Raw genomic sequence first — 24119 nt, 5'->3', positions numbered from 1 at the left:
CGGACCAGCCTCCCAATTCCTCAATGCCCGCCCCCACCGCCGCCGCCCGCCATCTGCGGCTTCTTCAGCATGAAGACGGAGAGGCTGAGCAGGCCGAACAGCAGCGTCAGCAGCAGGAACACATCCGAAAACGCCATCACCAACGCCTCGCGCCGCATCAGGCTGACCAGCCTGGCGACGGTCATCTGGTCGGCGGCCGCGCCGAAGGCGGCAAAGCCCGCCTTCATGTTGTCATAGGCCTGCAGGACGTTGTCGCGACTCCAGTTCACCGCCTCGCCCAGGCGCGACAGATGCAGGTCCTGGCGCTTGTTGAGCGAGGTGTTGATGATGGCAAGCCCCACCGCGCCGCCGAGATTGCGCATCAGGTTGAACAGGCCGGAGGCGTTCTTGATGCGGGCGGGGGGCAGGGTGCCTAAGGCGATGTTGGAGATCGGCACCATGCAGATCATCAAGGAGACGCCGCGCAGGACCTGCGGCAGCAGGATCTCGTAGAAATCCCAGTCATGCGTGATGCCGGTCATGATCCAGGTGCCGGCGGCAAAGCCGATAAAGCCGCCAGCGATCATCAGGCGCGGATCGACGAAGCGGGTGAGGTTGCCCGCGATCGGCGCGGTGAAGAACATGCACAGGCCGGTGACGAACATGGTCTCGCCGATCATGCGCGAATCATAGCCGCGCACGGCGGAAAGATAGACGGGGAAGAGATAGGTAAGGCCGTAGAGGCCGACGCCCAGCACGAAGGAAAGCAGCGAACCGGTGGCGAAGTTCCCGTCCTTGAAGGCGTAGAGATCGACGATGGGTTGCCTTGCCAGCAGCACGCGGGCGAAGAACACCAGGGCACCGATGGCTGCGAGCACCGACATCACCAGGACGGGCGTCTCGGCGAACCAGTCATGTCCCGGCCCTTCTTCCAGCGCATATTCGAGGCCGCCGAGGAACACCGCCATCGAGATCAGGCCCGTCCAGTCGAAATTGCTGAGCAGCGACAGGTCTGGCTCGTCGAAATCGACCATGGAGAAGGTCATCAGCGTGACGATCACCCCCGGCACCACATTGATGAAGAACAGCCAGTGCCAGGAGATCGCATCGGTGAGGATGCCGCCGACCGTCGGGCCGATGGTGGGGGCGAGCGTCGCCACCAGGCCGATCATCGGCGAGACGATGGCCTGCTTGGAGCGCGGGAAGATGGTGAAGGCGGCCGCGAACACGGTCGGGATCATGCCGCCGCCGATGAAGCCCTGCAGCGCGCGGTAGATGATCATCTCGTTGATGTTGGTCGCGGTACCGCACATGAAGCTCATGACGGTGAAGCCTGCGCAGGACACCGCGAAGGTCCAGCGCGTCGAGAAGGCGCGGGAGAGGAAGCCCGAGAGCGGGATCATCACCACTTCGGCGACCAGGTAGGCCGTCTGCACCCAGGGGATCTCGTCGCCGGAAGCGCCGAGGCCGGCCTGGATCTGGGGCAGGGAGGCGGAGACGACCTGGATGTCAAGGATCGCCATGAACATGCCGAACACCATCGCCAGGAAGGCGATCAGCTTGCGCTTGTCGATCTTGTCGTCGGCGGGTGCCGGAATGGCAGTGGCGGTTGCGGTGGCCATGGCGGCCTCCTGGTCCTTTTCGCCGCATCCTTGCCGGACGAAGCGCGCGAAAGCCTTCTCCACACAATGGGGAAGGTGGCATTTCGAAGAAATGCCGGATGGGGTGCGGGTCGTTCGTTGATCTTATCCGGATAGGGCGTGCGAGCGGACCACACCCCATCCGACCCGGCCTCGCCGGGCCACCTTCCCCACTGCGTGGAGAAGGCTTTCTCGTGGCACTACCCCTTCGGGCCGGTGCGGCTGTCGACCGTCACCACCACCGACAGCCCGGGGCGCAGCTTGCCGCTGAGGGCGAGGTCGGCGGGCACCTCGATGCGAACAGGCACGCGCTGCGTGATCTTGGTGAAGTTGCCGGTGGCGTTCTCGGGCGGCAGCAGGCTGAAGATCGAGCCGGAGGCCGGCGAGAACTTGCCGACGACGCCTTCGAAGGTATTGCCGTCCATCGAGTCGACCGAGACTTCCACCTTCTGGCCTGATACCAGCGGGCCGAGCTGCGTTTCCTTGAAGTTGGCCGCGATGTAGATGCTCTTGAGTGGCACCAGCGCGATCAGGCGCGAGCCGGGGGAGACATATTGGCCCGGCTGGGCGGCGCGGTTGCCGACCACGCCGTCGGTGGGGGCGCGAACCACGGTGGCGTCGAGATCGTTCTGCGCCTTGACGATGGCGACGTCGAGCTCCTTGGCACCCTGCTCGGCCTCGGCCTTCTGAGCCTGCGTCACGGCGAGATTGGCCTTGGCCGCGATCACGTTGGCCTGGGCGCTGTTGAGACTCGCCTGCGCATTGGTGAGCGTGGCATTGGCACTGGCAAGACCGGCATTGGCCTTGTCACGGTCGGCAGTGGCCTGGTCGAGTGTGGCCTTGGAGCCGAAATTCTGGGCGGCCAGCGTGTCGGCCCGTTCGAAGGCGGCATTGGCGCGCACGATCTCGGCCTTGGCCGAGTCGATGCCGGCCTGCGCCGATTCGATGCCGGCCTTGGCCGAGGCGACCCCGGCATTGGCGGTTTCGATCGCCGCCTGCTGGGCCACGACCTGCTGGTCGATGCGGGCGATGGTGGCGTTCTGGGTGACGCGCTTGGCCTTGGCGGATTCGAGCGCGGTGCGATAGTCGGTGTCGTCGAGCTTGACGATGACGTCGCCGGCCTTGACGCTGTCGCCATTCTGCACCGGCACGCTGTCGACATAGCCCGAGACCTTGACGCCCAGGGTCGAGACGTCGGCCTGCACATAGGCGTCGTCGGTCTCGACCATGAAGCGGCCATTGGTCCACCAGTCATAGCCGTACCAGCCGCCCGCCGCGAGGGCGACGACCAGCAGGATCGGCAGGACGGTGCGGGCCTTGGATTTCTTCTTGCCGGCAGCGGCGGTAGGCTTGGTCTGCGCCGGAGCCGCAGGAGCCTCGGTCTTCTGGGGCTCGGTCTTCTTGGTCTCGGGCGCTTCCGGCGCGTCGGTGCGCTGGCGCTCCAGGGTCACGACGTTGTCGGTAACATCGGCAGAGCCGGTGGCTCCCTGGCCACCCGGCACGGCATTGTGGTCGCGAGCTGCGTCCATCATAATCTCCCAACCGGAAGGTGAGGCGCCCCTGGACAACTCGGATAAGTTGTCTGCAAAACCAGACCGTGTTGATCTTGCCCCGGAGCATTCTACGATTTGGGTGGTTATGCCAAGGATCGCAAATATGCATTAAAACAAAGGCTTAGAGTAAAATTCGCTTCCAGGGAAACGCGTTTCGCTCCGGTCGACAAGATCAATACCGTCTGGCTGGGACTGTTAGGTTCGAACCGAACGGTTCAGTCAGTTTTCGTTGACTATCATGTTGCGCTGCGATACGCAATAAAAATCGAACCGAACGGTTCAGTCATTTTTTGGGGACTTCCAGCCATGCTCGCCGAAAGCCCGGTGCCCGCGAAAGAGCCGGCTACCGACCCACCGGCCGCCGACAACGCCAAATGCCGCCAGATCGTCGATGGCGCCCGTCGCGTCTTTCTGGCCCATGGTTTCGAAGGCGCCAGCATGAACGACATCGCCAAGGAGGCTGGCGTCTCCAAGGGCACTCTCTACGTCTATTTCGAGAACAAGGAGCGCCTGTTCGCGGCGATCGTCGACGAGGAGCGTTCCTCCCATGTCGAGCGCATCTTCGAGTTCGATTACAACTCCCCCGACGTCGAAGGCACGCTGCTGGAGCTTTCCGCCGCGATCACCGCCTTCATCTGCCAGCCGCGCATCATCTCGGCGATGCGCGCCGTGATGGGCATCACCGAACGCATGCCCGATATCGGAGCCCATTTCTACAATGCGGGGCCTGGCCACTCGCGCAAGCAATTGGCTAAATATCTCGATCTGCGCGTGGCCGCTGGCCAACTCGCCATCGAGGATACCGAGCTTGCCGCCGCCCAGTTCCTGGAAATGTCGCACGGCCCCTTGCTGAAGCCGATGTTTTTCATGGCCAACAACACGCCGCCGACCAAGGATCGCATCCGTGAGGTGGCACAGTCAGCCGTGAGGGTGTTCATGGCCGCCTATGGCGTAAGGAAGTAGAGGGCTTCGCCCTTACATCTCGGGGACGCCGAAGAGGGCGAAAACCCGTCCTGTCGGCACTCACCCTCCGGCGATGCGCACCCGCAGGAAATCACCCTTGATGGCGATGGCCGGCTTTACGCCCGGTCTGTTCGGCAGGGTGCTGTCGACCAGCGAGCTATGGCCGCTTACCGCATAATTCACCGCCGCCGCGCCGGCAAAGCGCAGCTCCGCATCGATGGCGTTGCCGCCGAGGGTTATGCTTTCGTCCTGGTCGACGCGGGCATAGGAGAGGCGGGCTCGGATGGCATTGCCCTCGATCGAAACAGTGCGCGCATGGCCGTCCAGCGCGATGTCGCCGGCCCTGCTGTCGACGTCGAGCGAGGCGAAGTTGCCCGACAGCCGGCTGGAGGTGGCATTCTGCTCGATGGAGACGGCGACACCCTCGGGCAGGGTGGCGTCAAGGTCGAGACGGCAATCGGAGGCGCCGAACCAGGCGCGATTGCCGGTGTCGACCCGCAGCTCGGTGCCAACCAGGCGGATCGAGCCGGCGTTCTCGCAGCCACCCGCACTCCAGCTCGATCGCCAGAAGGCGAACCAGCTATCCGGTCGGCTGCGCAACTCGGCGCGATAGGGGCCGTTGCGGCTGGCGGTCAGCTGGATCAGGCCCGCCGGGCCGGTGACAACCACCGACCTCACCGAGCCGGCATCCACTTCACCGAGGCTGGTGCGCGCTCCGCCTGGGGCCATCCAGCCGGCAGTAATGAACAGGGCGGCGGCGACTAATAGTGCTTTCATGGCTGTCTCCCGTGTGGCGCGACAGGAAGACGGAGCCGGAAATCGCCTCATCCGGCGACCTCGATTGCGATCGGGGACGAATCCGAACGTGATCGAGGACAGAAATGGTGTAGATTCCTCCCATTCCGGAAGCACCTCATGATCTTCCTGCCCCTGCCCTTCGTCAGCGCGCTGCTCTTTGCCATCCTGCTGGTGCAGATGGCGCGGCAGGACGATCGTCCCTGGCGCGACAATGCCTTCTTCCTGCTCCTGCTCGGCTTCACCGTGCTCTCCGTGCTGCTCGGCCTGCGCTGGGGCTATGGGATCAGGATCTTCATCCCGCTGCAGGCCATGCTGGCCGCGCTGACGCCTGCCTTGGCCTGGCTTGCCTTCCGCGGTCTCACCGGCGAAGGTCCGGTACTGCGCTGGGCCAAGGTCTGGCCCCATCTCGTGCCCGCTGGCCTGGTCGGACTGCTCTTTACGATCTCATCGATGTCGATCGACCTCGTAGTCATCCTGGCCTTTCTCGGCTATGGCCTCGCCCTGTCCCGGCTGGCGCTGGCCGGCCCCGACGTGCTGATAGCGCCCCGGCTGGACGGCGTGCTGCGGTCCTATCGCGCGCTGCAGATCACCGCCGTGGCCTGCCTGCTCTCCGGGCTGATGGATACCGTCATCAGCCTCGACATGCGTTGGATGGGAGGCGCCATTTCCGAGGCCATGGTGTCCGGCGGCAATGTCGTGGTGCTGCTGGTGCTGGGAGTGGCCGCTGCCTCGGCGGGATCGGCGGCGCCGGCCGAAGAGGCCGAGCTCCCGGCGGCCGAACCGCTCGTCCGGCCGGGCAGCGACGAGGACAAGGCGGTGGCCCAGGCGCTCGACACGCTGATGGCGGGACGTCAGCTCTACAAGGATGTCGATCTCAATCTCGGGCGGCTTGCCCGGCGCCTGAACCTGCCGGCACGCAGGGTCTCCTCGGCCGTCAACCGCATTCACGGTATGAGCGTGTCGCATTACGTCAACAAATACCGGATCGAGGAGGCCTGCCGCCTGCTCGCTTCGACCGACACCTCCATCATCCAGGTGATGATGGAGGCCGGCTTTCTCAGCAAGTCCAATTTCAACCGCGAATTCCTGCGCCTTACCGGCGTAAGCCCCGTCGCCTGGCGGCGAGGGCAGCGTGCCGCGCCGGCCGGGAATGCCGAGGCGAACAAGCAAAAGGCCCCGCTGTGGCGGGGCCCCAAAACTCAACTCAACATGACGCAACTCAACATGACGCAACGCGACTTGACGCAACTCGAACGCAACGCAACTCAGTAGCAGACCCTCACGCGAGCCCAGTGGCCGCCATAGTAGTCCTCGACCCAGCGCTTCTGGATGGTGCAGCGGCGATACTGGCGATAGTAGACGGGGCGGTATTCGTCGTAATAGCCGCCGCCATAATAGCTGTTGTTGTAGGCGGAGCCGGCGAGCAGGCCGCCCAGCAGGCCGATGCCGGCGCCGGCGGCGAAGGCGCCACCACGACCATAACGGGCTTCGGCAGTGCCGGTGGTGGCAATGGCAGTACCGGCCAGCGTGGCGGCAACCAGGGTTCCGGTCAGGATCTTCTTCAACATCGTCTCGTTCCCATCTCTCTTCTTGCGCGGGCTGCGCTTGCTCTGATGGGATGACAATGCCACCGCCGCCCCGCCGTTTCCGTGCGATTCGACACCTGGAAACACAGCTTGGAGATACGGCTTGCTGCCCCCTGAACCAGGGTCACGCTCCTGTTTCCTTTCGCCGCCAGGATGACGTAACGTCTTGCAGTTGCGGAGGGGTGGCATGCGGTCCGGGTGGCGAGTTGGCGTCTGGTTGGTTCTGGGCTTGACCTTCGTGGCGTCGCCGGCCGTCGCTGCACCCTGTCCAGGGGGCCTGGCCGCCTGTGCGGCGACGAGCAAGACCGCGCTGGGCCTGCCCTATCAGACGGCGCTCACCATCCTCCAGGACATGGACGAAAAGGATCGGCAGGCTCGAATCGAGCGCCTGGGCAAGGTTCTCGAGGCCAATCCCGCGGATGACCTTGCCAGGCTCGAACTGATCGTGCTGGGCGGCGATGACCGCAAGCAGGCGGCCATCGCCGCCTCCCTGGCCGATCTCCTCGCCAAGGCCGGGAAGGCGGGCGATCCGATGGTCGCGGCCCTGGCACGCCTGCTCAGCATTCCCACCATCGATGCCGAGGGGGAGGAGGCCGACGCCAGGATCACGGCACTCATCGAGGCGGCACTCGCCGACATCCATAGCCTGCGCAGCGGTGGCACGCGTGGTGGACAGGCCGGACTGACGGTGGATGACGCCGACCTGCTGGCCGGCCTGATCGCCCGCCGGGCGGTCTTCGATCTCGACGAGGCGATCGAGGACTACGATCGTGATGTCGGCAAGGCCCAGGCCGCCATGTTGCGGGCGGCGATTGAAGCCTTTTCCGCCCGACTCGAACGGGCTCCGCGTGATCCGGCTCGCTTCCCGCTCCTGGTCGAGGCACTGCGCGACAATTACTATGACAAGGGCCGGTATGACCGCCTCGTCGAGATCTGCCGCCGCTGGACCATCGTCGCGCCCGCCGATCCGAAGGCGCGCAGGTCCCTGGTGAGCGCCTTGACGACCCGGGCCGACGAACGCAACCTCACCGACAAGACAGCCTTGGCCCTCGCCGACGCTGGGGCTCTCGCCGCCCTGGCCGAGCCGGCGCCGGGTTCGCCGCGCCCCGATGCCATTCAGGTCCAGGCTCTCGTCGCCAGCTACCGGGTCAGGGCGACGGCGCAGGGCAAGACCGAGCCGGTCCGCGCCGCCGTCACTCTCGTCGAGGGACTGGCGCGGCTGCGTTCGAGGACGCAGGGCGAACCGGCCCTGGGCAGTGGCGACGAACTCATCCTGGCTGGCGTGACGCTGGCGGGCGAGCGCATCGACAAACAGGAGGTGGCCGCGGCCGAAGCCATCGAGACGAAGCTGCTCGCCGTTCTTGCCGAGCCCGAGCGCCGGGCACAGTTGCGCGACATGATCGCCGCCCGCTACCAGGCGAAGGGGGAGATCGAGGCAGCGATGCGGCGCTATCGTCAATCCCTGGCCGAACTGGCGGACGCGCCGTTCGATGGGGAGCGGAGTTGGCGCTTTTTCGCGACGGCGCGAAACCTGTTCGACCTCGGCCGGCGGGATGCCCGCAGCTTCGATGTCGACGCCCATGCGCGCCTGTTGATCGGCTATGCCGACGAGGCTCGCTTGCGGGCGCTCGACGGGCTGGATGAGAAGGAGAGGGCACGCCTGCGCCTGCAGATCGCCGATGCACTGCATTCAACGGCCAAGCGTCTGGAGGAGGCCGGCATCGAGGCGCCGCGCATCGGTCTGTTGGAGCGCGAGGTCGCCCTGCGCGAGCCGTTGGTGCGCGATCCCGCCGAGCGGGCCGGCCGCCTGGACGATCTCGCACGAGCCTATCGCGACCTTTCCGACGCCTTCGATACGGCCAACCGGGAAAAGGAAGCACTCGACCAGGCCCGCAAGCGCGTGGAGATCCGGCGCGAGTTGAAGGACAAGAAACCGTCGGGCTTCGACGAACTCGACGACTATGTCTGGGCTCTGCGCGACCTCGGCGACGAGCAGCGCCATGTCGGTGACGACAAGGGCGCGCAGGCCAGCTACCAGGAAGGGGCTGAGGTTGGAGCGACGCTGCTCGAACGCTTCCCCGATAAGGGTGGCTCCTATGAGGCGATGTCGGCGATCCAGGTGGCGATGGGCCATGCGGCGCGCTCCACCATGATGAAGCTGATCCATTACAAGCGAGCGGAGGCGACCAATCTCGCCCATCTCGACAAGCTCGGCGAAAAGAGGTTCGACCAGGATTTCCTGGCAGTATCGAGCATCAATATCGGCGACACCTATCTGGAGGCCGGCAAATACCAGGCGGCGCTGACCCATCTCGGCAAGGCGCTCGAAGCGAGCGACAGGAGCCTCGCCGACGACCCTGAGAACAACAGCCTCCTTAACCGGCGTGCCCGCATCTTCGACAAGATCGCCAGGGCCGAACAGGGCCTGGGCCGCACCGAACCTGCCATTGCCACGCGCCGCCGCCAGATCGAGCTTTTGGAGAAGCTGGCACACCTGCGCGGGGCCACGGTCGAAAACCAGGCCGACGCCTATGAAGCGCTGATCGGCCTTCTCTCCGAGAGCGGCGATCATGCCGACGAGATCACCGAGATCCGGCGCAAGGTGGCTGCTCTGTGAGGAAGGCGCAGGCTTGATCGCGACGAAGCAATCCACAGGGCCGCAGAACGGCAAGGCTAACCATTGATGGCTTCGATCTTGCCGAGGAGCTCGGCCACCAGCGCGTTGTCGAGACCCTCATCCGTCTGCCAGACGACCTCGCAACGCCGGCCGATCAGGAAGGTCTGAGGGATCGAACGCAAGGACAGCATGGTGATGAGCTCGCGCTTGTTGTCGATGCCGACGAGGCCGTAGGGATTTCCTGCCTTCTCCAGATAGTGCAGCACCGCCTCGTTTCGATCCTGGACGGCAACGCCGGCAATGCGGATGCCCTTGCGTTGGAGGTCGACGAGATAGCGGTGCTCCTCCCGACAGGCCTCGCACCAGGAGGCCCAGAAATTCAGGACGGTGACCTGGTCCTGCAGCGCTTCGAGCGTGGGGGCGGGGATATCGGCCAGGCCGGACAGGGGCTCTACCTGGAAGGAGCCGAGCACGGTGCCGCTCGCATCCGGCGCAGCCGCTTCCTGGGCACGGGCGGATGTCACCAGGCTGGCGGCGATACTCGCCAGGAATGCCCTGCGGCCAATCATGACGATTCTCCCATGCGATGCTTTGCTCAGGCTCTTTGTTTCGCGGCGTTCCTGCGCTTCACGGTGACGTCGTCAAATCGCAAGAGGCTTGGGCCACCATAGGTTGGGCAGTGACTTTGGCAACTGACCGGAGGCGATTGCGAACAGGCTTGGACTATCCGCAGGGCAACAAGTTCCGACGCAGCAATTCTTAATGAGAGTGTCGAGGAACAGCCGAAGCGCGTCTTGCGGTGTGCCGGTCTTCAGACCGGCATGGAATCACTGCGTTGGGAGGATGGAAATGCCGGCCTGAGACCGGAAGATCAGTCCATTCTGCTTCATTTTGAATTGCATTTCGGCGAGCGGGATAGCTATGCCCGCGCCCTATGATATAATGACTGTGAAGTCCCCAGAACCGCTGCGGTGCTTCTTGTCGGATGCCGGTGAAACCAAAACGACCTTGAAGTCCCCCGAAGCCGGGGACCAGATGGCTTTCACCCTGCTGCGGGCACGGCTCGAGGCTTATGCGCTCGACAAGCCCGACGATGCCATCCCCTTCACGACAAGGCTGGCGGCCGAGTGCGGCTGGAGCCATGACAAGGCCCGCCGCGTCGCTTTCGAATATAAGCGCTTCGTTGCCATCGCCCTTTCCAACGGACATGGCGCCTGTCCCTCGCGGGCGGTGGATGAAGCCTGGCACCTGCATCTGATCGATACCAGGCGCTATTGGGGGGAGTTCTGCCGCGACGTGCTGCAGCGCGATTTCCATCACGAGCCGGGCCGCGGCGGTATCGCGGAGGATCTGCACTTCGACCGTCTCTACCGGCAGACGCTCGCCGATTACCGCCGTTTCTTCGGCGAGGAGCCGCCGGCCGAGATCTGGCCGGAACCGGATGCGGCGGGTCCCATGGATTCGGCACGGTCGGGCCGGCAGGCCTTGCTGCCGCGACTGCGAGGGCTCCTGAAGCGCGCCGTCAAGCCCCTGGCTTTCCTGGCCCTTCTTCTGGCGGTGCCGGGCTGTGCCGCCATCTACAACTCTTCGAGCCCCGGTGCCCTGCAGGGGCCGGGCTTCCTGACGCTTTATGTCGTGCTCCTGGCAGGTGCCATCCTGCTCAGCCGCGCCCTGCAGGACGCATTGAAAGGCTCTTCTCCTCCGGCAACCTCCAGCAGGGTACTCGAACTCTATCACCTCGCCTTTCTTGCCGGCGGTACCAGACGGGTCTTCGAAACTGCGATGACCCGCCTCTATGTCGACGGCACCGTCGCTATTCAGTCGGGAGATGCCGTATTGTTGCGCCCGGTTTCGCCGCAAGCGCCGGCGTTGGAGCGGCTGATCGGCGAGCGGTTGGCCGACGGCCCATGGCGTGTCGAGTCCGTTGCCATCGAGCGCGAGGCCGAACCGATCCGGCGGGATCTGATCGCTGCCGGCTTCGTCCCCGGCCAGGCGGAATTGGCTAGGGCGAGGCAGCTTCCTTATCTGGTGATTGGGCCGCTGTTTCTGCTCGGCCTGACCCGACTTTGGCACGGTATAGCCGTCGGGCGTCCCATCGGCTTCCTCTTGTGTTGCCTCGTCGTGACGGCGATGCTGGCCGTCAACACGGCAAAGCGCAAGCCGATGAGGACTTGGGCCGGCCAGCGTGCGCTGAAGGAGGCCGAACGAGCCCACCGGACACGCGGCAAACCGGCAGCCGACAGCCCTGCCTTAACAGATTGGGTTGCCCTTCATGGCGATGCCGGCTTGGCAGGCCTCGGCTTGACGTCGTTTTCCCTCTATCTTGCCAGCCCTTCCACCATAGCTTTCGAGGTCAGCGCGGATACCGGCGGCAGCAGTGACGGCGGCTCCTGCAGTGGTGGTTGCGGTGGTGGAGGCTGCGGCGGGTAGGAGGCGAAGTCGGATCGGTGATCTCTCATCCCTCTGCCGGCCGGGAGAGGGATGAGAGAGGCACCCTCAGTAATTCGCGTCGGGAACGGCAGCCTTCTTGCGCTCGATGAAGTCGCGCAGGGCCTCGTCGATGCCGAGGTCGATGGCGGGAGCCTCGTAGTCGGCCAGCGTCTTCTTCCAGATCTTGTTGGCGCGCTGGGCAGCATCCTGCTTGCCCTCCGCTTCCCACTGTTCCACCGAATTGTTGTCGGAGATGGTGGAGCGGTAGAAGGCGGTTTCGAAATTGGCCTGGGTGTGGGCACAGCCGAGGAAGTGGCCACCCGGCTCGACCTGGTGGAAGGCATCCATGGCCTGGCCGTTCTCGGACATGTCGACGCCCTTGGCCAGCACGTGCATGGCGCCGAGCTGGTCGAAATCCATCACGAACTTCTCATAGGAGGCCGAGAGTCCGCCTTCCAGCCATCCGGCCGAATGCAGCATGAAGTTCACGCCGCCGAACATGGCCGGCAGCAGCGTATTGGCGCTTTCATAGGCGGCCTGGGCGTCCGGGACCTTGGAGGCGCAGAGCGAGCCGCCGGAGCGGAAGGGCAGCTTCATGCGGCGGGCGAGCTGGCCGGCACCATAGATGGCGAGGGCGGCTTCCGGGGTACCGAAGGTCGGCGCGCCCGACTGCATCGAGAGCGTGGAGACGAAGGTGCCGAAGATGGCCGGCGCGCCGGGGCGCACCAATTGCAGGAAGGAGACGCCGGCCAGGACCTCGGCCAGCACCTGGGTGAGGGTGCCAGCCACCGTCACCGGGCTCATGGCCCCGGAGAGGATGAAGGGCGTGATGATGCAGGCCTGGTTGTTCTGGGCGTAGACGTCGGCCGCGCCCAGCATGGTGTTGTCCCACACCATCGGCGAATTGGCGTTGATCAGGCTGGTGCACACCGTGTTCTGCTGGATGAAATCCTCACCGAACAGGATCTTGGCCATGTCGACCGTGTCCTGGGCACGCTCGGGTGCGGTGACCGAGCCCATGAACGGCTTGTCGCTGAGGCGCATATGCGCATAGATCATCTCGAGATGGCGCTTGTTCACCGGCAGGTCGACCGGCTCGCACACCGTGCCACCCGAATGGTGCACATAGGGATTGGCATAGGCCAGCTTCACGAAATTGCGGAAATCCTCGATGGTGCCGTAGCGCCGGCCCTTGTCGAGGTCATGCACGAAGGGTGAGCCGTAATTGGGTGCGAACACCGTGTTGTTGCCGCCGATGACGACATTGCGTTCCGAATTGCGCGCATGCTGGGTGTATTGCGAGGGCGCCGTCTGGATCAGCTTGCGGGCAAGGCCGCGCGGAAAGCGCACCCGCTCACCCTTGATGTCGCAGCCGGCTGCCTTGAGCAGTTCGAGCGCGCGCGGATATTCGCGGAACTCGATGCCGACTTCCTCCAGCAGCGTCTCGGCATTGTGCTCGATGATCTGCATCGCCTCTTCGGAGAGCACCTCCGTGAGGGGGATATTGCGGGTGATATAGGGCACCGAGACGCCGCCGCGCTGCACGCGGGCGGCCCGGCGGGCGTCGCGCCCGCGGCGCGAGGCGGACGGAGCTTCGGTATGCGTGGCGTTGTCGGCTGCGTCCGTCATGGTGTTCTCCCGAGAATTCTGGACCTGAGACTTGAATAGGGGAATGCGTCGCCCGCCTGCGGCTCAAGCACGCCGCCGAATTGCCGGAAAGCGACGTGTGCGGCGGAGGCAGGATATTGGAGGCGGTTGCTGGTGAACCGGCAAAGGCTCGAGGCGGGGTGAAGGGCCGCTGAAACCATATTGTCGTCGAAAGCTCGAATCCCGCGGCGGCAATGCTATGTTGTCCATTGTTCAACGGCAAAGGGGGAGACGACGATGGAAGTTCTGCAGCGGTCCTGGCCCTGGTTCGTCATTCTCGGCCTGATCGCGGTGATCGGCGGTATCCTGGCACTGATCCATCCAGGCTTCGCCTCGCTGGTGGTGGTGGTGTGGGCAGCCTGGGCCTTCATCGTGCTGGGCGTCGGGCAATTGGTGCATGCTACCGTGATCCGGGCCTGGGGTGGCTTCCTGATGACGGCGCTCATGGGTATTCTCGCACTGCTGCTCGGGGCTTCCCTGTTACTCAATCCCCTGGCCGGCGTGGTCTCCCTCACGGCCCTGCTGGGGGCGATGTTCCTGATCTACGGGCTTGCCAAAGTGATCATCGCCTTCAACATCCGCTCCTCCGCCAATTGGACCTGGCTTTTGCTGTCCGGCCTGATTTCGATTCTGCTGGCGGTTCTGATCTTCTCGGACTTCCAGCAGTCGGCCTCCTCGCTGCTCGGCATTCTTCTCGGCGTCGAACTCCTGTTCTACGGCTTCGCCTCGGTGATGACGGGCATGGCGCTGCGGAGCAGGGTGGGCGGAAGCCGCTGAGATTGCCGGGTGGAATGCTGCAATGGAGGCGACGCCGGACAGTCTGGTCATCCTTCTGCATGGCGTCGCCGCCTTCGGCTACGATCTCGACCCGCTGGCGGCCGTGCTGCGGCGATCACTGCCCAAGACGGCGGTGATCGCCCCGGACGCGCCTTTTGCCTATGAGCAGGGACCGGGCCGGCAATGGTACAGCCTGGAGGGCGTCACGCCGGAAAATCGGCTGGCGCGCATCATGGCGGCGCGGGCGGCCTTCGATGAACTGATCGACGCCCTCGTTGTCGCCCATGGCCTGGGGAACCGGCTGGAGCGCGTCGCCCTGGTCGGCTTCTCGCAGGGCGCAACCCTGGCTTTCGACGCCCTGGCCCGCGGCCGCTGGCCCGTGGGGGCCATGGTGCTGCTCTCCGGCCGCTTCGTGGCTCCCGAGCCGTTCACGCCAGCCCGGGTCACGCCGGTGCTGCTGGTGCATGGCAGCGCCGACGGCGCTGTGCCATCCGAGGAAACCCGGCGGGCACGGTCCATGCTGCAAGAGGCCGGCATGACGGTGGAAAGCCATATATTGCGGGGCGTCGGCCACACCATCTCGCCGACGGGCGTGAAACTCACCCGCCGCTTCCTGCGGGAAAGGTTAGGCGAGGCCACTGTGTGAAGGCTGCCGGAACCGGCGTCGGTGACAGAAAAGCCCACCGGAATGTCACAAAGCCGAATCCCAGATCGTCATGACCTCGGTACCAACAAGGAGACCGACCATGACCGCCAAGCTCAACCCCCTTGCCGCTGCCCCCACCCTGATGAAGGAGTGGCAGCGCGTTTCGTTCGTCATCGCCGCCAATGTCGATCCGGGTCTGTGCGAGCTCGTGGAGATCCGTGCCTCCCAGATCAATGGCTGCGCCAATTGCCTCAACATGCACACGGTGTTCGCCCGCGAAAACGGCGAAACCGAGCAGCGCATCTATTTGCTGCCGGCCTGGCGCGAGGCGCCCTGCTACACCGATCGCGAGCGGGCCGCGCTCGGCTGGACCGAGGCCTTGACGCGGCTTTCCGAGGGGCATGCGCATGAAACGGCCTATGAGGCCCTGAAGGCGCATTTCAGCGAGGAGGAGCGGGTCAAACTCACCCTCCTGATCAACGTCATCAATGGCTGGAACCGGATCGCCGTCGGTTTCGGCGGCTGGGTCGATCCGGCGGTGGTGAAATCCGCCAAGGCGGCCGCCGCCTAGATGCGCAGGCAAACAGACGGACGCGGCGAGAGTTTCGGCTCGCTGCGTCCGAAACCAGGATCGACATCCGCAGCATTTTTGCCGAAAACTGGCGCCCACTTTTCGGTACGGTGCTCAAGGACCGGCGATGCAGGCGGCGAATCCCACGGTGAAAGCGTCTATCCGGCTAGGTGCCTTCCTGCATTCGGCAAAGCTGCAATATCCCAGCCTGAGCCGTCGGCGACTGCTCTTGTCGATAATCGCCCCGTTGGCGATCGTCGGAGCATGCTGGGCTCAATCCGTCTGCGCCGATCAACCGCCCCAGAGAACCATGATCTGCCGCGAGGGCGACAATGCCATGGAGTTCGTCCTTGATGGCAAAGGCGGCGCAAAACTGAAAGGAACCACAGGCACCACCCTTCTGCTGTTTCCGGATCTGCGCGAGGAGGATTGGACGGTCAAGGTCGTGCAGGAGCACGGTGGATACGGGTTGCGAGTCGCCAATTCTCGCGGTGCGCTGCTTTCGATTCCCTTCATCGCAGCGAAGACGATCGGCCAGATGACGTGGAACCATCCCGAAAATTCGAAGGTGGATCTGCTCTGCGATATCAACGTCATACGGTGATCGGCTTGTTACCGGCGAGGCCGGAAGGGCGCGCCTGGTTCGGCTAGGTTTCGTCCGCGGGATCTTGCCCCCAACCCGCTGTCTTTCTACAAGGAGGCCTCCTTTTTTCGGTTCCCGGTATGCCAGATCTTTCTTTTTCGCGCGCAGGCGCCTTCCGTCACGGCGGTTTTGCGCGGTATTGGCTGGCGCGTTTCCTCGGCAGTTTCTCCGCCCAGATCATGAGCGTTTCGGTCGGCTGGCAGGTTTACGACCTCACGCGCGATCCCTTTGATCTCGGCATTGTCGGGCTGGTGCAGTTCCTGCCGGCCTTCCTCCTGGTGCTGGTCACCGGTGCGGTGGCGGATCGTTTCAACCGCGTGCGCATCATGACGATCTGCCTGGCCGGCGAAGCGCTCTGCGCCCTTGCGCTGATGCTGTTCGGGCTATGGGGCAGCCAGACGGCGCTGCCGATCTTCGTCACGCTGGTGGTATTCGGCACGCTCAGGGCCTTTTTCGGACCGGCCCAGCAGTCGCTGATGCCCAATCTGGTACCGGAGGAGGACCTCGCCAGCGCCATCGCCTGGAGCACCTCGTCCTGGCAGATCGCCACGGTGATCGGCCCGGTCGCCGGCGGTCTGCTCTACGGCGTCTCGGCCAATGCCGCCTATGGCACGGCCCTGGTGCTGCTCGGCTTCGCCGCCTTGCTGACCTTTACCATCGCGCCGCCGCTGCAATTGAAGACAGCGAAGGAAAAGCCGAGTTTCGAGACGCTGCTGGCGGGTTTTCGCTATATCTGGGGCGAGAAGATCGTGCTCGGCGCCATCTCGCTTGATCTCTTCGCCATGCTCCTCGGCGGCGCCACGGCGCTGCTCCCGGTCTATGCCCGCGACATCCTCGATGTCGGTCCCTGGGGGCTCGGCATGCTCAGGGCAGCGCCCGGCGTCGGCGCCATCGTGGTGGCGGCGATCCTGTTGCGCCACCCGATCAGGGATCATGCCGGCGTGATCATGTTCGTTTGTGTGGCGCTGGTCGGTGCCTCCATTGCTCTATTCGGCGCCTCGACGGCAGTCTGGCTTTCCATCCTGGCGTTCGCGCTTTTCGGTGGGCTCGACATGGTCAGCGTCTATGTGCGCGAGACCCTGATCCAGCTCTGGACACCCGATGCGGTGCGCGGCCGGGTGAACGCGGTCAACCAGGTCTTCGTCGGTGCCTCCAACGAACTTGGCGAGTTCCGTGCCGGCATCTCGGCGGGGCTGATCGGTGCCGTGCCCGCCGTGATCTTCGGGGGTGTCGCCACGATCGCAGTAGCCGGCCTGTGGTGGTACTGGTTCCCCGAACTGCGCAAGGTAAGGCATCTGAGCGGGCGGGTGTAGTGGGTAAGACCGTGTGCCGATCTTCTCAGCTCCATCAAGTGATGGAGCGAGATCGGCATCTTCTTGCCGGAGCGCGTCGTTTCCAAGTATGCCGATCTGGAGATCGGCACGCCAAATTCCGCGTTCAGCTCCGCAAGACGAACGTCTGCCGGGCTTCTTCGCTGCTCTTTCTTTCGATGAGAACCGCTCAGAGCACCGCCTCGATCAGCCTCGGCCCGCGCTGTCCCATCGCGGCCTTGAAAGCGTCGGCGAGGGCGGCATGGCTCTCCGCCCGCACCGCCTCCACGCCCATGCCCTCGGCAAGCTTTACCCAATCGAGATCGGGATTGCCGATATCGAACATGGATTGCCCCCTGGGGCCGATGCTGCCGAGGCCCACGCCCGCGACCTCGTCCATCAGCACCTTGTAGGCCCGGTTGGCATAGATGACCGTGGTGACGTCGAGCCGCTCACGCGCCTGCGTCCATAGCGATTGCAGCGTGTACATGGCGCTGCCGTCCGCCTGCAGTGACACCACCTTGCGGCCGGGGCAGGCGATGGCGGCGCCGGTGGCCACCGGCATGCCGTCGCCGATTGCCCCGCCCGAGAGCTGGAGGCTGTCATGCGGCGCCGCCGTTTCGTTGAGAGGGTAGAAGGGAAAGCCCGAGGAGATCGTCTCGTCGGAAATGATGGCGTTCTCGGGCAGGAAATGCCCGGCGATGCGCATGATGCCCTCCGCGGTGATGCGGCCATCCGCAGGCAGGGCAGGCGGGGCGTGCGCGGAGGCTTTGCCGGGCGCAGTCGCGCCGATCGCCTCGGCTAGGGCTTCGAGGGCGCCGGTGCCGTCCTCATGCGGAAAGGCGAGCACGAGAGGCCGGCAGCCGGACGGCGTCAGCTCGCTCGGCTGTCCCGGATAGGCGAAGAAGGCGATCGGTGCCTGTGAGCCGACCAGGATGAGGGTCTGCGTGCCCTTGAGGAAATCGAGGGCGGGACCGGGGCGGTAGGGCAGCCTTTCCACCTTGATGCGCCCCGCGCCGCGTTCGACCCGCGGCACGAAGGTGTCGCAGATCAGCCGGGCCCCGGTCTTGGCCGCGATGCGGCCCGCTGCCGCCAGCCCGCGGCCGCGCAGGGCCTCGCCGCGTAAGAGGAAGGCAACCGGACCGCCCGCGTCGAGCGCTGCCACCGATTGCGTCACGGCGGTGTCCGAAACGGGTGCGGGGCCGAGGACAGGGAGCGGCGCGGCCGGCCTGTCGGCAACGAGCCAGGCGGTATCGGCCGGCAGGATCAGGCTGGCGATCTGGCCGGGCGCGGTGCGGGCCGCCTGCACGGCGCGGGCGGTATCGGCGGCGACGCTGCGGGCGTTGGGGGAGGAATGCACCCAATGCGAGACCGGGCGGGCGAAGGCGGCGACATCGGAGGTCAGCGGCGCATCGAAACGCTGATGCGCGGAGGCATGGTCGCCGATGATGTTGACCATCGGCACCGGCACCTTGCGGGCATTGTGGAGATTGGCGAGGCCATTGGCCAGGCCCGGGCCGAGATGCAGCAGCGTCGCCGCCGGCTTGCCGGTCATGCGGGCATAGCCATCCGCCGCGCCGGTGACCACGCCCTCGAACAGGCCGAGCACCGGCCGCATGCCCTCGATGCGGTCGAGCGCGCCGACGAAATGCATTTCCGAAGTGCCGGGATTGGCAAAGCAGACCTCGACGCCGCTATCGACCAGCGTGCGCACCAGGCTTTCGGCGCCGTTCATGGTATCGGAGACGGGGAGGGGCTCATGCATGGTGGGCGTCCGTAGGCTGAAAGAAGGCTGGAACGTTCACCCTTAGGCGCAAACGCCCCGTCATCTCAAGCATAACGGCACGGCGCCCCGCTTGGGGCTCACCCGCAATCCTTGGCGATCAGCGGCGAGAAGGCCCAGCCATGGATGCCCTTGCTGAAGCCATCCTCCTCAAGGCGCGAATCGCCGCGCCACCAGGTGACCTCGACCCATTTGCCTGTGCGCCCCTGGCCATATTGCACTTCGTCCTCGGGCTTCATGCGGGCGATCAGGCGGTGCTGCGGGCCGGGACCGGCGCGCAGGGCGACAAAACCATCCGGTGTCTTGCGCAGATGGCATAGCTCCATGGCGGAGCCTGCGGCCGGCCAGAGACAAGCGAGGCAGACGGCGAGCAAGGGAGGACGAAGGGAGCGGTTCATGGCAGGGCCCGGTGCGTGGATGCCCGACCAAGCCACAGGCAACGGGATACCGCCGTGACAGTGCGCACAGGGCGTTCTCTCCTTCTCCCCCCTGTGGGAGAAGGTGGCGCGAAGCGCCGGATGAGGGGGGCTCGCGACCTGACTTTTCTGATGCTCACTCGCAAGCACGACCTGAACAAGTTGCGAGACCCCTCATCCGCCTGCCGGCGCCTTCTCCCGCAGGGGGAGAAGGGAATAGTTCAGCTGGCGATCAACCTCGGCGACAGGATTCTCGTCGACGTCGTTTTCTGGCCATGTCCCGGCCCATATGCGACATCGTTCCAGCGCGTCTTCTATAGAGCTAATCGGCAACGGGATGGCATCGGCGCTGCATCCTGCGGTTGTGGTCGCGTGGCCTTGGGAGAAGGTCGCACTGAGGCAGCAACCGCGGCGGCTGAGGCGCTAGGGTTTCCCGCAACGCATCCGGAGTCGCAGGCAAATGGCAGTGTTTCCAAAAAAGGCGAAGGTCGTCATCGTCGGGTTGGGCGGGATCGTCGGCGCATCGATCGCCCATCATTTGATCGAGCGGGGCTGGGACGACATCGTCGGCATCGACAAGTCGGGCATCCCGACCGATATCGGCTCCACCGCCCATGCTTCCGATTTCTGCTATGCCACCAGCCACGATTTCCTGTCCTGCTGGACCACGCTCTATTCCATCGATTTCTACGAGAAGATGGGTCACTACGCCCGCGTCGGCGGCATCGAGGTGGCCCGCGTGGGCGACGATGCCCGCATGGACGAGATCAAGCGCAAGGTTGCCTCCGGCAAAGCCTTCGGCACCCGTGCCCGCCTGATCGAGCCGGCCGAGATCAAGGAGAAGTTCCCACTGATCGAGGAGCATCTGGTGCAGGGCGGCCTGTGGGATCCCGATGCCGGCCTTGTCATCCCACGCTCGCAGACGGTGGCGGGCAAGCTCGTCGACCAGGGCGAGGCCGCCGGCAAGCTCCAGGTCTTCGCCAACACGGCGGCTCAGTCGCTCATCATCGAGAACGGCCGCATCAAGGGCGTGGTCACCAGCCGCGGCACTATCGAGGCCGATCATGTCGTTGTTTGTGCCGGCCTGTGGGGCCGCCTGATCGCCGAGATGGCCGGCGAGGACCTGCCGGTGATGCCGGTCGATCATCCGCTTACCTTCTTCGGGCCCTATAACGAGTTCGCCGGCACCGGCAAGGAGATCGGCTGGCCGCTGATGCGCGACCAGGGCAACTCCGCCTATATGCGCGACACCGGCGATCCGACGACCGCCGAAGGCGGCCAGATCGAGTGGGGCTATTACGAGGAGACCAATCCGCGCCTGTGCCATCCGCGTGACCTTCTCGAAAAGCACGAGGCGCGCCTGTCGCCCTCGCAGCGCGACCTCGACATGGAGCAGATCATCGGCCCACTCGAACGCGCCATGGAGCTGACGCCGATTCTCGGCGAGCTGGGTTACAATGAGGGCCATTCCTTCAATGGCCTTCTGCAGGTCACCACCGATGGCGGCCCCTCCATGGGCGAAAGCCAGAAGGTGCGGGGCCTGTGGTATGCGGTCGCCATCTGGGTCAAGGATGGCCCCGGCATGGGCAAGCTCATCGCCGACTGGATGACAGACGGGCGCACGCCGATCGACCACAACAAGATCGACTATGCCCGCTTCTCCCCGCACATGCTGGAGGAAGGCTTCATCGAGGGGCGTTGCGGCGAGGCGGCCCGCAAGATCTACAATCCGGCCGTGCATCCGCGTGAGCCCTATGACACCGGCCGCAATATCAGGCGCTCGCCCTTTTATGAGCGCGAGAAGGAGCTCGGCGGCTATTTCATGGAGCTCGGCGGCTGGGAACGCGCCCATGGCTACGCCGCCAACGAGCATTTGCTCGAGAAATACGGAAACCGCGTGCCGGTGCGCGCGAACGAATGGGACAACCGCCATTTCTGGCGCGTCTCCAATGCCGAACAGCTCGCCATGAGCGAGGATTGCGGCATCATCAACCTCTCGCACTTCGCCATGATCGATGTCGAGGGGCCTGACCATGTCGCGCTGATGGAATGGGTCTGCGCCGCCAAGATCGGCGGCGACGCGAATATCGGCAAGGGCATCTACACCCATTTCCTCGACGAAAACGGCATGGTGCGCGCCGACCTCACCGTGTTCCGCATGGCGGACCGCTGCCGCGTGGTCGACGGCGCCGATGCCGGCCCGCGCGATCTCAACTATCTGCGCCGCGTTGCCCAGGACAAGGGCTTCGACGTCACCGTCACCGATACTTCGGAGAAATACGTCACCATCGGCATCTGGGGCCCGAATGCCCGCGTCAATCTGAAGAAGGTAGTGGAAGACCCGACCGGGCTCGATCCGGAGAACTTCGCCTTTGCCGCCATCAAGCAGATCCACATCGGGGGCAAGGACGTCTCCGCCTTCCGCATCTCCTATGTCGGCGAGCAGGGCTGGGAACTGCACATGCGCTACGAGGACGGCCTTGCCGTCTGGGACGCGTTGCGCACCACCGGGGTGATGGCGGTCGGCGTGGAGACCTATGCCAATTCCCGCCGCATGGAAAAGAGCCTGCGCTTGCAGAATGCCGAGCTCAACACCGAGTACAACCTGATCGAAACCGATCTCCAGCGCCCCAAGGTCAAGGAGGCCGATTTCTGCGGCAAGGCCAGGCATTTGGAGCACCGCGCCCGCGCCCACCAGCCGGCCATGCTGTGTACGCTGGTGATCACGGACAATGTCGATGCCAAGGGCGTCGCTCGCTACCCCGTCGGCATCCTGCCGGTGATGGACCCTGAGACCGGCGAGACGCTGGTCGACGAACTCGGTCGCCGGTCCTACACCTATTCGATCGCCTATGGCCCGACCATCGGCAAGAACATCGCGCTCGCCTATCTGCCGCATGCCTATGCGCAGGAGGGTCGCAAGTTCCAGGTCGAGTATTTCGGCGAGACCTATCCGGTCGAGGTGGCCGGCGTCGGCTATAAGCCGCTCTACGACCCCGCAAACGCCAAGCCGCGAAGCTGAGGGGAAACCTGACCCTCCTCATCCTGGGAAGGTCATCTCCACTCCGAGTTCTCCACGTCACAATTGCCCCCTCTTGTTGACGTTTGGGGCCGGCACGCGGAAGTAAGGGATCTCAATCCCCAGCCCTCTCCCGGTGTGGGAGAGGGAGCCCGCCATGCCCAAGAAACCAATAGCCAAACCGATAACCAAGAAGAAGATCGAGCGCTTTCCCGAACCGCCCAGCATGCCGCCTGAGACCTCCGTCATCGCCATCGGCGATATCCACGGGCGGCTCGATTTGCTGGAACCCCTGCTCACGCGCATCGAAAGGCGGGCGTCGCTGCTGCCGGGCCTCAAGCATGTCGTGGTCAGCGTCGGCGATCTCATCGACCGCGGCCCCGATTCCGCCGGCGTGATCGAGCGGCTGATGAACGGCGTGCGAGGCTGTGAGCTGGTGGTGCTCCTGGGCAACCACGAGGACGCGCTGCTCGGCTTTCTCGACGACAAGCCGATCGGCGATGCCTGGCGCAGCTTCTTCGGCGCCGACGCCTTCCTGCAGAGCTATGGCATTGCCAGCCGGCAGAATTACAAGGTGGAGAAGACGCCGGACCGCCTGCGCCAGGACATGCTTTCAGCCATACCGCAGGCGCATCTCGATTTCCTGCGCGGCCTGCCCACCTCCTACAGTATCGGCGACTATTTCTTCGTCCATGCCGGCGTGCGCCCCGGCGTGCCGCTGGCCGAGCAGGATGATCGCGACCTCGTCTGGATTCGCGAGGAGTTCCTGCATTCCACGCAACGCTTCGAGAAGAAGATCGTCCACGGCCACACACCGGTGCGCAAGCCGGACTTCAACCGCAACCGCATCAATCTGGACACCAAGGCCTATGCCTCGGGCATCCTGACGGCTGTACGGTTCGAGGGCATCGAGGCCGTGGTATTCTGAGCCCCTGAGGCCCGCGCTCCCGGGGCATTGCCGCCCCTTGCCGCGCGGCCCGCACGCCCCTTATGGTGTCGCATGGAGGGAGCGCATCATGGGGTCATTCCATCTGCCCGCTATCCCCGACGATGTCAGCGTTATCGCCTTCGGCGACGTGCACGGCTGCTACGACAAGCTGGAGATCCTGCTCGAACAGATCGAGGCGCGCCTGGCGTCTTTGCCGGAGCGACGGCACATCGTCGTCTCTGTCGGCGATCTCGTCGATCGCGGCCCGGATTCGGCCCGTGTGGTCGATCGCCTCGCGGCTGGACTGCCGGGCTGCGAGCTCGTGGTGCTCAAGGGCAATCACGAAGCCATGATGCTCGACTTCATCCGTGGCGGCGAGGATGCCGAGGCCTGGCTGCACAATGGCGGCCTGCGCACGCTGGCGAGCTACGGCGTCGATCTGGAGCGGGCCCTGGCCGCAGGCCCGACGCTTCACGACCTGCGCCGCGCCTTTCTCGACGCGATACCGGAGCATCACCTCGCCTTTCTGGCGAAAATGCCGCTCAGCTATGCCTGCGGTGATTATTTCTTCGTTCATGCCGGCGTCCGCCCCGGCCGCCCGCCCGACCGGCAGGACGAGGAGGACCTGCTCTGGATCCGCAACGAGTTCCTCGACTGGGATGGCGATTTCGGCAAGCGCATTGTGCATGGCCACACGCCGGTCGATATCGCGACCTTCAGGCCCAACCGCATCAATCTCGATACCGGCGCCTGTTTCGGCGGCCCTCTGACCGCCGTGCTGCTGGAGGGGACGGAGGCGGTGATTTTTTGAGG

Annotated in this window: 20 protein-coding genes; 12 read left to right on the top strand and 8 right to left on the bottom strand. The window is 64.9% G+C overall.

Annotated features, from left to right (window positions below):
• Positions 1–20: 20 nt before the first annotated feature.
• Both ACZYTC_RS15970 and ACZYTC_RS15965 read right to left on the bottom strand, forming a co-directional pair.
• Complete coding sequence (locus tag ACZYTC_RS15970; RefSeq protein ID WP_434959510.1) at positions 21–1601, bottom strand: DHA2 family efflux MFS transporter permease subunit; 1581 nt, start codon at positions 1599–1601, stop codon at positions 21–23.
• A gap of 218 nt (positions 1602–1819) precedes the next feature.
• The gene (locus ACZYTC_RS15965; protein ID WP_488990050.1) at positions 1820–3151 is read right to left on the bottom strand and encodes an HlyD family secretion protein; all 1332 of its coding nucleotides are present in this window, start codon (positions 3149–3151) and stop codon (positions 1820–1822) included.
• A gap of 327 nt (positions 3152–3478) precedes the next feature.
• Here ACZYTC_RS15965 and ACZYTC_RS15960 point away from each other — a divergent pair, with 327 nt between their 5' ends.
• Positions 3479–4135: a TetR/AcrR family transcriptional regulator gene (locus tag ACZYTC_RS15960; RefSeq protein ID WP_434959512.1), complete on the top strand. Its 657-nt coding sequence runs from the start codon at positions 3479–3481 to the stop codon at positions 4133–4135.
• Positions 4136–4195: 60 nt separating this feature from the next.
• Here the strand turns inward: ACZYTC_RS15960 and ACZYTC_RS15955 are convergent, their stop codons facing one another.
• A complete protein-coding gene (locus ACZYTC_RS15955) occupies positions 4196–4912 on the bottom strand; it encodes a hypothetical protein (protein WP_441773321.1) in 717 nt (238 codons plus the stop codon).
• A gap of 138 nt (positions 4913–5050) precedes the next feature.
• Here ACZYTC_RS15955 and ACZYTC_RS15950 point away from each other — a divergent pair, with 138 nt between their 5' ends.
• Positions 5051–6205: a helix-turn-helix domain-containing protein gene (locus ACZYTC_RS15950; protein ID WP_488990049.1), complete on the top strand. Its 1155-nt coding sequence runs from the start codon at positions 5051–5053 to the stop codon at positions 6203–6205.
• On the opposite strand, the gene ACZYTC_RS15945 is transcribed toward ACZYTC_RS15950, so the two are convergent.
• Positions 6199–6501, bottom strand: a complete 303-nt coding sequence (locus ACZYTC_RS15945; RefSeq protein WP_149252314.1) for a hypothetical protein — start codon at positions 6499–6501, stop codon at positions 6199–6201. The two genes, ACZYTC_RS15950 and ACZYTC_RS15945, sit on opposite strands and share 7 nt — an antisense overlap.
• Before the next feature lie 205 nt (positions 6502–6706).
• On the opposite strand from ACZYTC_RS15945, the gene ACZYTC_RS15940 reads away from it, so the two are divergent.
• The gene (locus ACZYTC_RS15940) at positions 6707–9136 is read left to right on the top strand and encodes a coiled-coil domain-containing protein (protein WP_488990048.1); all 2430 of its coding nucleotides are present in this window, start codon (positions 6707–6709) and stop codon (positions 9134–9136) included.
• A gap of 56 nt (positions 9137–9192) precedes the next feature.
• Here the strand turns inward: ACZYTC_RS15940 and ACZYTC_RS15935 are convergent, their stop codons facing one another.
• Positions 9193–9705 (bottom strand): TlpA family protein disulfide reductase, encoded by a 513-nt coding sequence (locus ACZYTC_RS15935; RefSeq protein WP_441773318.1) that lies wholly within the window; start codon positions 9703–9705, stop codon positions 9193–9195.
• Between the two features lie 466 nt (positions 9706–10171).
• Here ACZYTC_RS15935 and ACZYTC_RS15930 point away from each other — a divergent pair, with 466 nt between their 5' ends.
• The gene (locus tag ACZYTC_RS15930) at positions 10172–11566 is read left to right on the top strand and encodes a TIGR04222 domain-containing membrane protein (RefSeq protein WP_441773317.1); all 1395 of its coding nucleotides are present in this window, start codon (positions 10172–10174) and stop codon (positions 11564–11566) included.
• 66 nt (positions 11567–11632) lie between these two features.
• Here ACZYTC_RS15930 and ACZYTC_RS15925 read toward each other — a convergent pair whose 3' ends face one another.
• Positions 11633–13195, bottom strand: a complete 1563-nt coding sequence (locus tag ACZYTC_RS15925; RefSeq protein ID WP_441773316.1) for a trimethylamine methyltransferase family protein — start codon at positions 13193–13195, stop codon at positions 11633–11635.
• Between the two features lie 255 nt (positions 13196–13450).
• On the opposite strand from ACZYTC_RS15925, the gene ACZYTC_RS15920 reads away from it, so the two are divergent.
• From ACZYTC_RS15920 to ACZYTC_RS15900, 5 genes are all read left to right on the top strand, one after another.
• A complete protein-coding gene (locus tag ACZYTC_RS15920) occupies positions 13451–13990 on the top strand; it encodes an HdeD family acid-resistance protein (protein WP_434959520.1) in 540 nt (179 codons plus the stop codon).
• A 22-nt stretch (positions 13991–14012) separates the two neighbouring features.
• Entirely contained in the window at positions 14013–14636 is a 624-nt protein-coding gene (locus ACZYTC_RS15915) for an alpha/beta hydrolase (RefSeq protein WP_441773315.1), read from the top strand.
• A 100-nt stretch (positions 14637–14736) separates the two neighbouring features.
• Positions 14737–15207, top strand: a complete 471-nt coding sequence (locus tag ACZYTC_RS15910; RefSeq protein WP_441773314.1) for a carboxymuconolactone decarboxylase family protein — start codon at positions 14737–14739, stop codon at positions 15205–15207.
• Between the two features lie 127 nt (positions 15208–15334).
• Positions 15335–15811 carry a hypothetical protein gene (locus tag ACZYTC_RS15905; protein WP_441773313.1) on the top strand — a complete coding sequence of 159 codons (477 nt, stop codon included), beginning with the start codon at positions 15335–15337 and terminating at the stop codon, positions 15809–15811.
• A gap of 119 nt (positions 15812–15930) precedes the next feature.
• Positions 15931–17163 (top strand): MFS transporter, encoded by a 1233-nt coding sequence (locus ACZYTC_RS15900; protein ID WP_441773312.1) that lies wholly within the window; start codon positions 15931–15933, stop codon positions 17161–17163.
• A gap of 187 nt (positions 17164–17350) precedes the next feature.
• Here the strand turns inward: ACZYTC_RS15900 and ACZYTC_RS15895 are convergent, their stop codons facing one another.
• Positions 17351–18925 (bottom strand): acetolactate synthase large subunit, encoded by a 1575-nt coding sequence (locus tag ACZYTC_RS15895; protein ID WP_488990047.1) that lies wholly within the window; start codon positions 18923–18925, stop codon positions 17351–17353.
• 98 nt (positions 18926–19023) lie between these two features.
• On the bottom strand, positions 19024–19341 hold the full coding sequence (locus ACZYTC_RS15890; RefSeq protein ID WP_454812395.1) for an SH3 domain-containing protein: 318 nt from the start codon (positions 19339–19341) through the stop codon (positions 19024–19026).
• Between the two features lie 478 nt (positions 19342–19819).
• Here ACZYTC_RS15890 and ACZYTC_RS15885 point away from each other — a divergent pair, with 478 nt between their 5' ends.
• The 3 genes from ACZYTC_RS15885 to ACZYTC_RS15875 all read left to right on the top strand — a co-directional run bounded on the left by ACZYTC_RS15885 (position 19820) and on the right by ACZYTC_RS15875 (position 24117).
• Positions 19820–22381, top strand: coding sequence for a GcvT family protein (locus ACZYTC_RS15885; RefSeq protein WP_481273661.1), 2562 nt, complete (start codon positions 19820–19822; stop codon positions 22379–22381).
• A gap of 154 nt (positions 22382–22535) precedes the next feature.
• Positions 22536–23306 carry a metallophosphoesterase family protein gene (locus ACZYTC_RS15880; protein ID WP_488990046.1) on the top strand — a complete coding sequence of 257 codons (771 nt, stop codon included), beginning with the start codon at positions 22536–22538 and terminating at the stop codon, positions 23304–23306.
• 88 nt (positions 23307–23394) lie between these two features.
• Positions 23395–24117 (top strand): metallophosphoesterase family protein, encoded by a 723-nt coding sequence (locus tag ACZYTC_RS15875; protein ID WP_441773307.1) that lies wholly within the window; start codon positions 23395–23397, stop codon positions 24115–24117.
• Positions 24118–24119 lie beyond the last annotated feature (2 nt).

The organism is Labrys sp. F242, assembly GCF_057813875.1.
The sequence above is the reverse complement of the archived record's forward strand: the minus strand, read 5'-3'. Positions and strand labels throughout refer to the sequence as shown.

What these genes read in the sequence shown, in the direction of transcription:
- ACZYTC_RS15970 (WP_434959510.1), bottom strand. Translation starts at nt 1,601, where the DNA reads ATGGCCACCGCAACCGCCACTGCCATTCCGGCACCCGCCGACGACAAG.
- ACZYTC_RS15965 (WP_488990050.1), bottom strand. Translation starts at nt 3,151, where the DNA reads ATGATGGACGCAGCTCGCGACCACAATGCCGTGCCGGGTGGCCAGGGA.
- ACZYTC_RS15960 (WP_434959512.1), top strand. Translation starts at nt 3,479, where the DNA reads ATGCTCGCCGAAAGCCCGGTGCCCGCGAAAGAGCCGGCTACCGACCCA.
- ACZYTC_RS15955 (WP_441773321.1), bottom strand. Translation starts at nt 4,912, where the DNA reads ATGAAAGCACTATTAGTCGCCGCCGCCCTGTTCATTACTGCCGGCTGG.
- ACZYTC_RS15950 (WP_488990049.1), top strand. Translation starts at nt 5,051, where the DNA reads ATGATCTTCCTGCCCCTGCCCTTCGTCAGCGCGCTGCTCTTTGCCATC.
- ACZYTC_RS15945 (WP_149252314.1), bottom strand. Translation starts at nt 6,501, where the DNA reads ATGTTGAAGAAGATCCTGACCGGAACCCTGGTTGCCGCCACGCTGGCC.
- ACZYTC_RS15940 (WP_488990048.1), top strand. Translation starts at nt 6,707, where the DNA reads ATGCGGTCCGGGTGGCGAGTTGGCGTCTGGTTGGTTCTGGGCTTGACC.
- ACZYTC_RS15935 (WP_441773318.1), bottom strand. Translation starts at nt 9,705, where the DNA reads ATGATTGGCCGCAGGGCATTCCTGGCGAGTATCGCCGCCAGCCTGGTG.
- ACZYTC_RS15930 (WP_441773317.1), top strand. Translation starts at nt 10,172, where the DNA reads ATGGCTTTCACCCTGCTGCGGGCACGGCTCGAGGCTTATGCGCTCGAC.
- ACZYTC_RS15925 (WP_441773316.1), bottom strand. Translation starts at nt 13,195, where the DNA reads ATGACGGACGCAGCCGACAACGCCACGCATACCGAAGCTCCGTCCGCC.
- ACZYTC_RS15920 (WP_434959520.1), top strand. Translation starts at nt 13,451, where the DNA reads ATGGAAGTTCTGCAGCGGTCCTGGCCCTGGTTCGTCATTCTCGGCCTG.
- ACZYTC_RS15915 (WP_441773315.1), top strand. Translation starts at nt 14,013, where the DNA reads ATGGAGGCGACGCCGGACAGTCTGGTCATCCTTCTGCATGGCGTCGCC.
- ACZYTC_RS15910 (WP_441773314.1), top strand. Translation starts at nt 14,737, where the DNA reads ATGACCGCCAAGCTCAACCCCCTTGCCGCTGCCCCCACCCTGATGAAG.
- ACZYTC_RS15905 (WP_441773313.1), top strand. Translation starts at nt 15,335, where the DNA reads ATGCAGGCGGCGAATCCCACGGTGAAAGCGTCTATCCGGCTAGGTGCC.
- ACZYTC_RS15900 (WP_441773312.1), top strand. Translation starts at nt 15,931, where the DNA reads ATGCCAGATCTTTCTTTTTCGCGCGCAGGCGCCTTCCGTCACGGCGGT.
- ACZYTC_RS15895 (WP_488990047.1), bottom strand. Translation starts at nt 18,925, where the DNA reads ATGCATGAGCCCCTCCCCGTCTCCGATACCATGAACGGCGCCGAAAGC.
- ACZYTC_RS15890 (WP_454812395.1), bottom strand. Translation starts at nt 19,341, where the DNA reads ATGAACCGCTCCCTTCGTCCTCCCTTGCTCGCCGTCTGCCTCGCTTGT.
- ACZYTC_RS15885 (WP_481273661.1), top strand. Translation starts at nt 19,820, where the DNA reads ATGGCAGTGTTTCCAAAAAAGGCGAAGGTCGTCATCGTCGGGTTGGGC.
- ACZYTC_RS15880 (WP_488990046.1), top strand. Translation starts at nt 22,536, where the DNA reads ATGCCCAAGAAACCAATAGCCAAACCGATAACCAAGAAGAAGATCGAG.
- ACZYTC_RS15875 (WP_441773307.1), top strand. Translation starts at nt 23,395, where the DNA reads ATGGGGTCATTCCATCTGCCCGCTATCCCCGACGATGTCAGCGTTATC.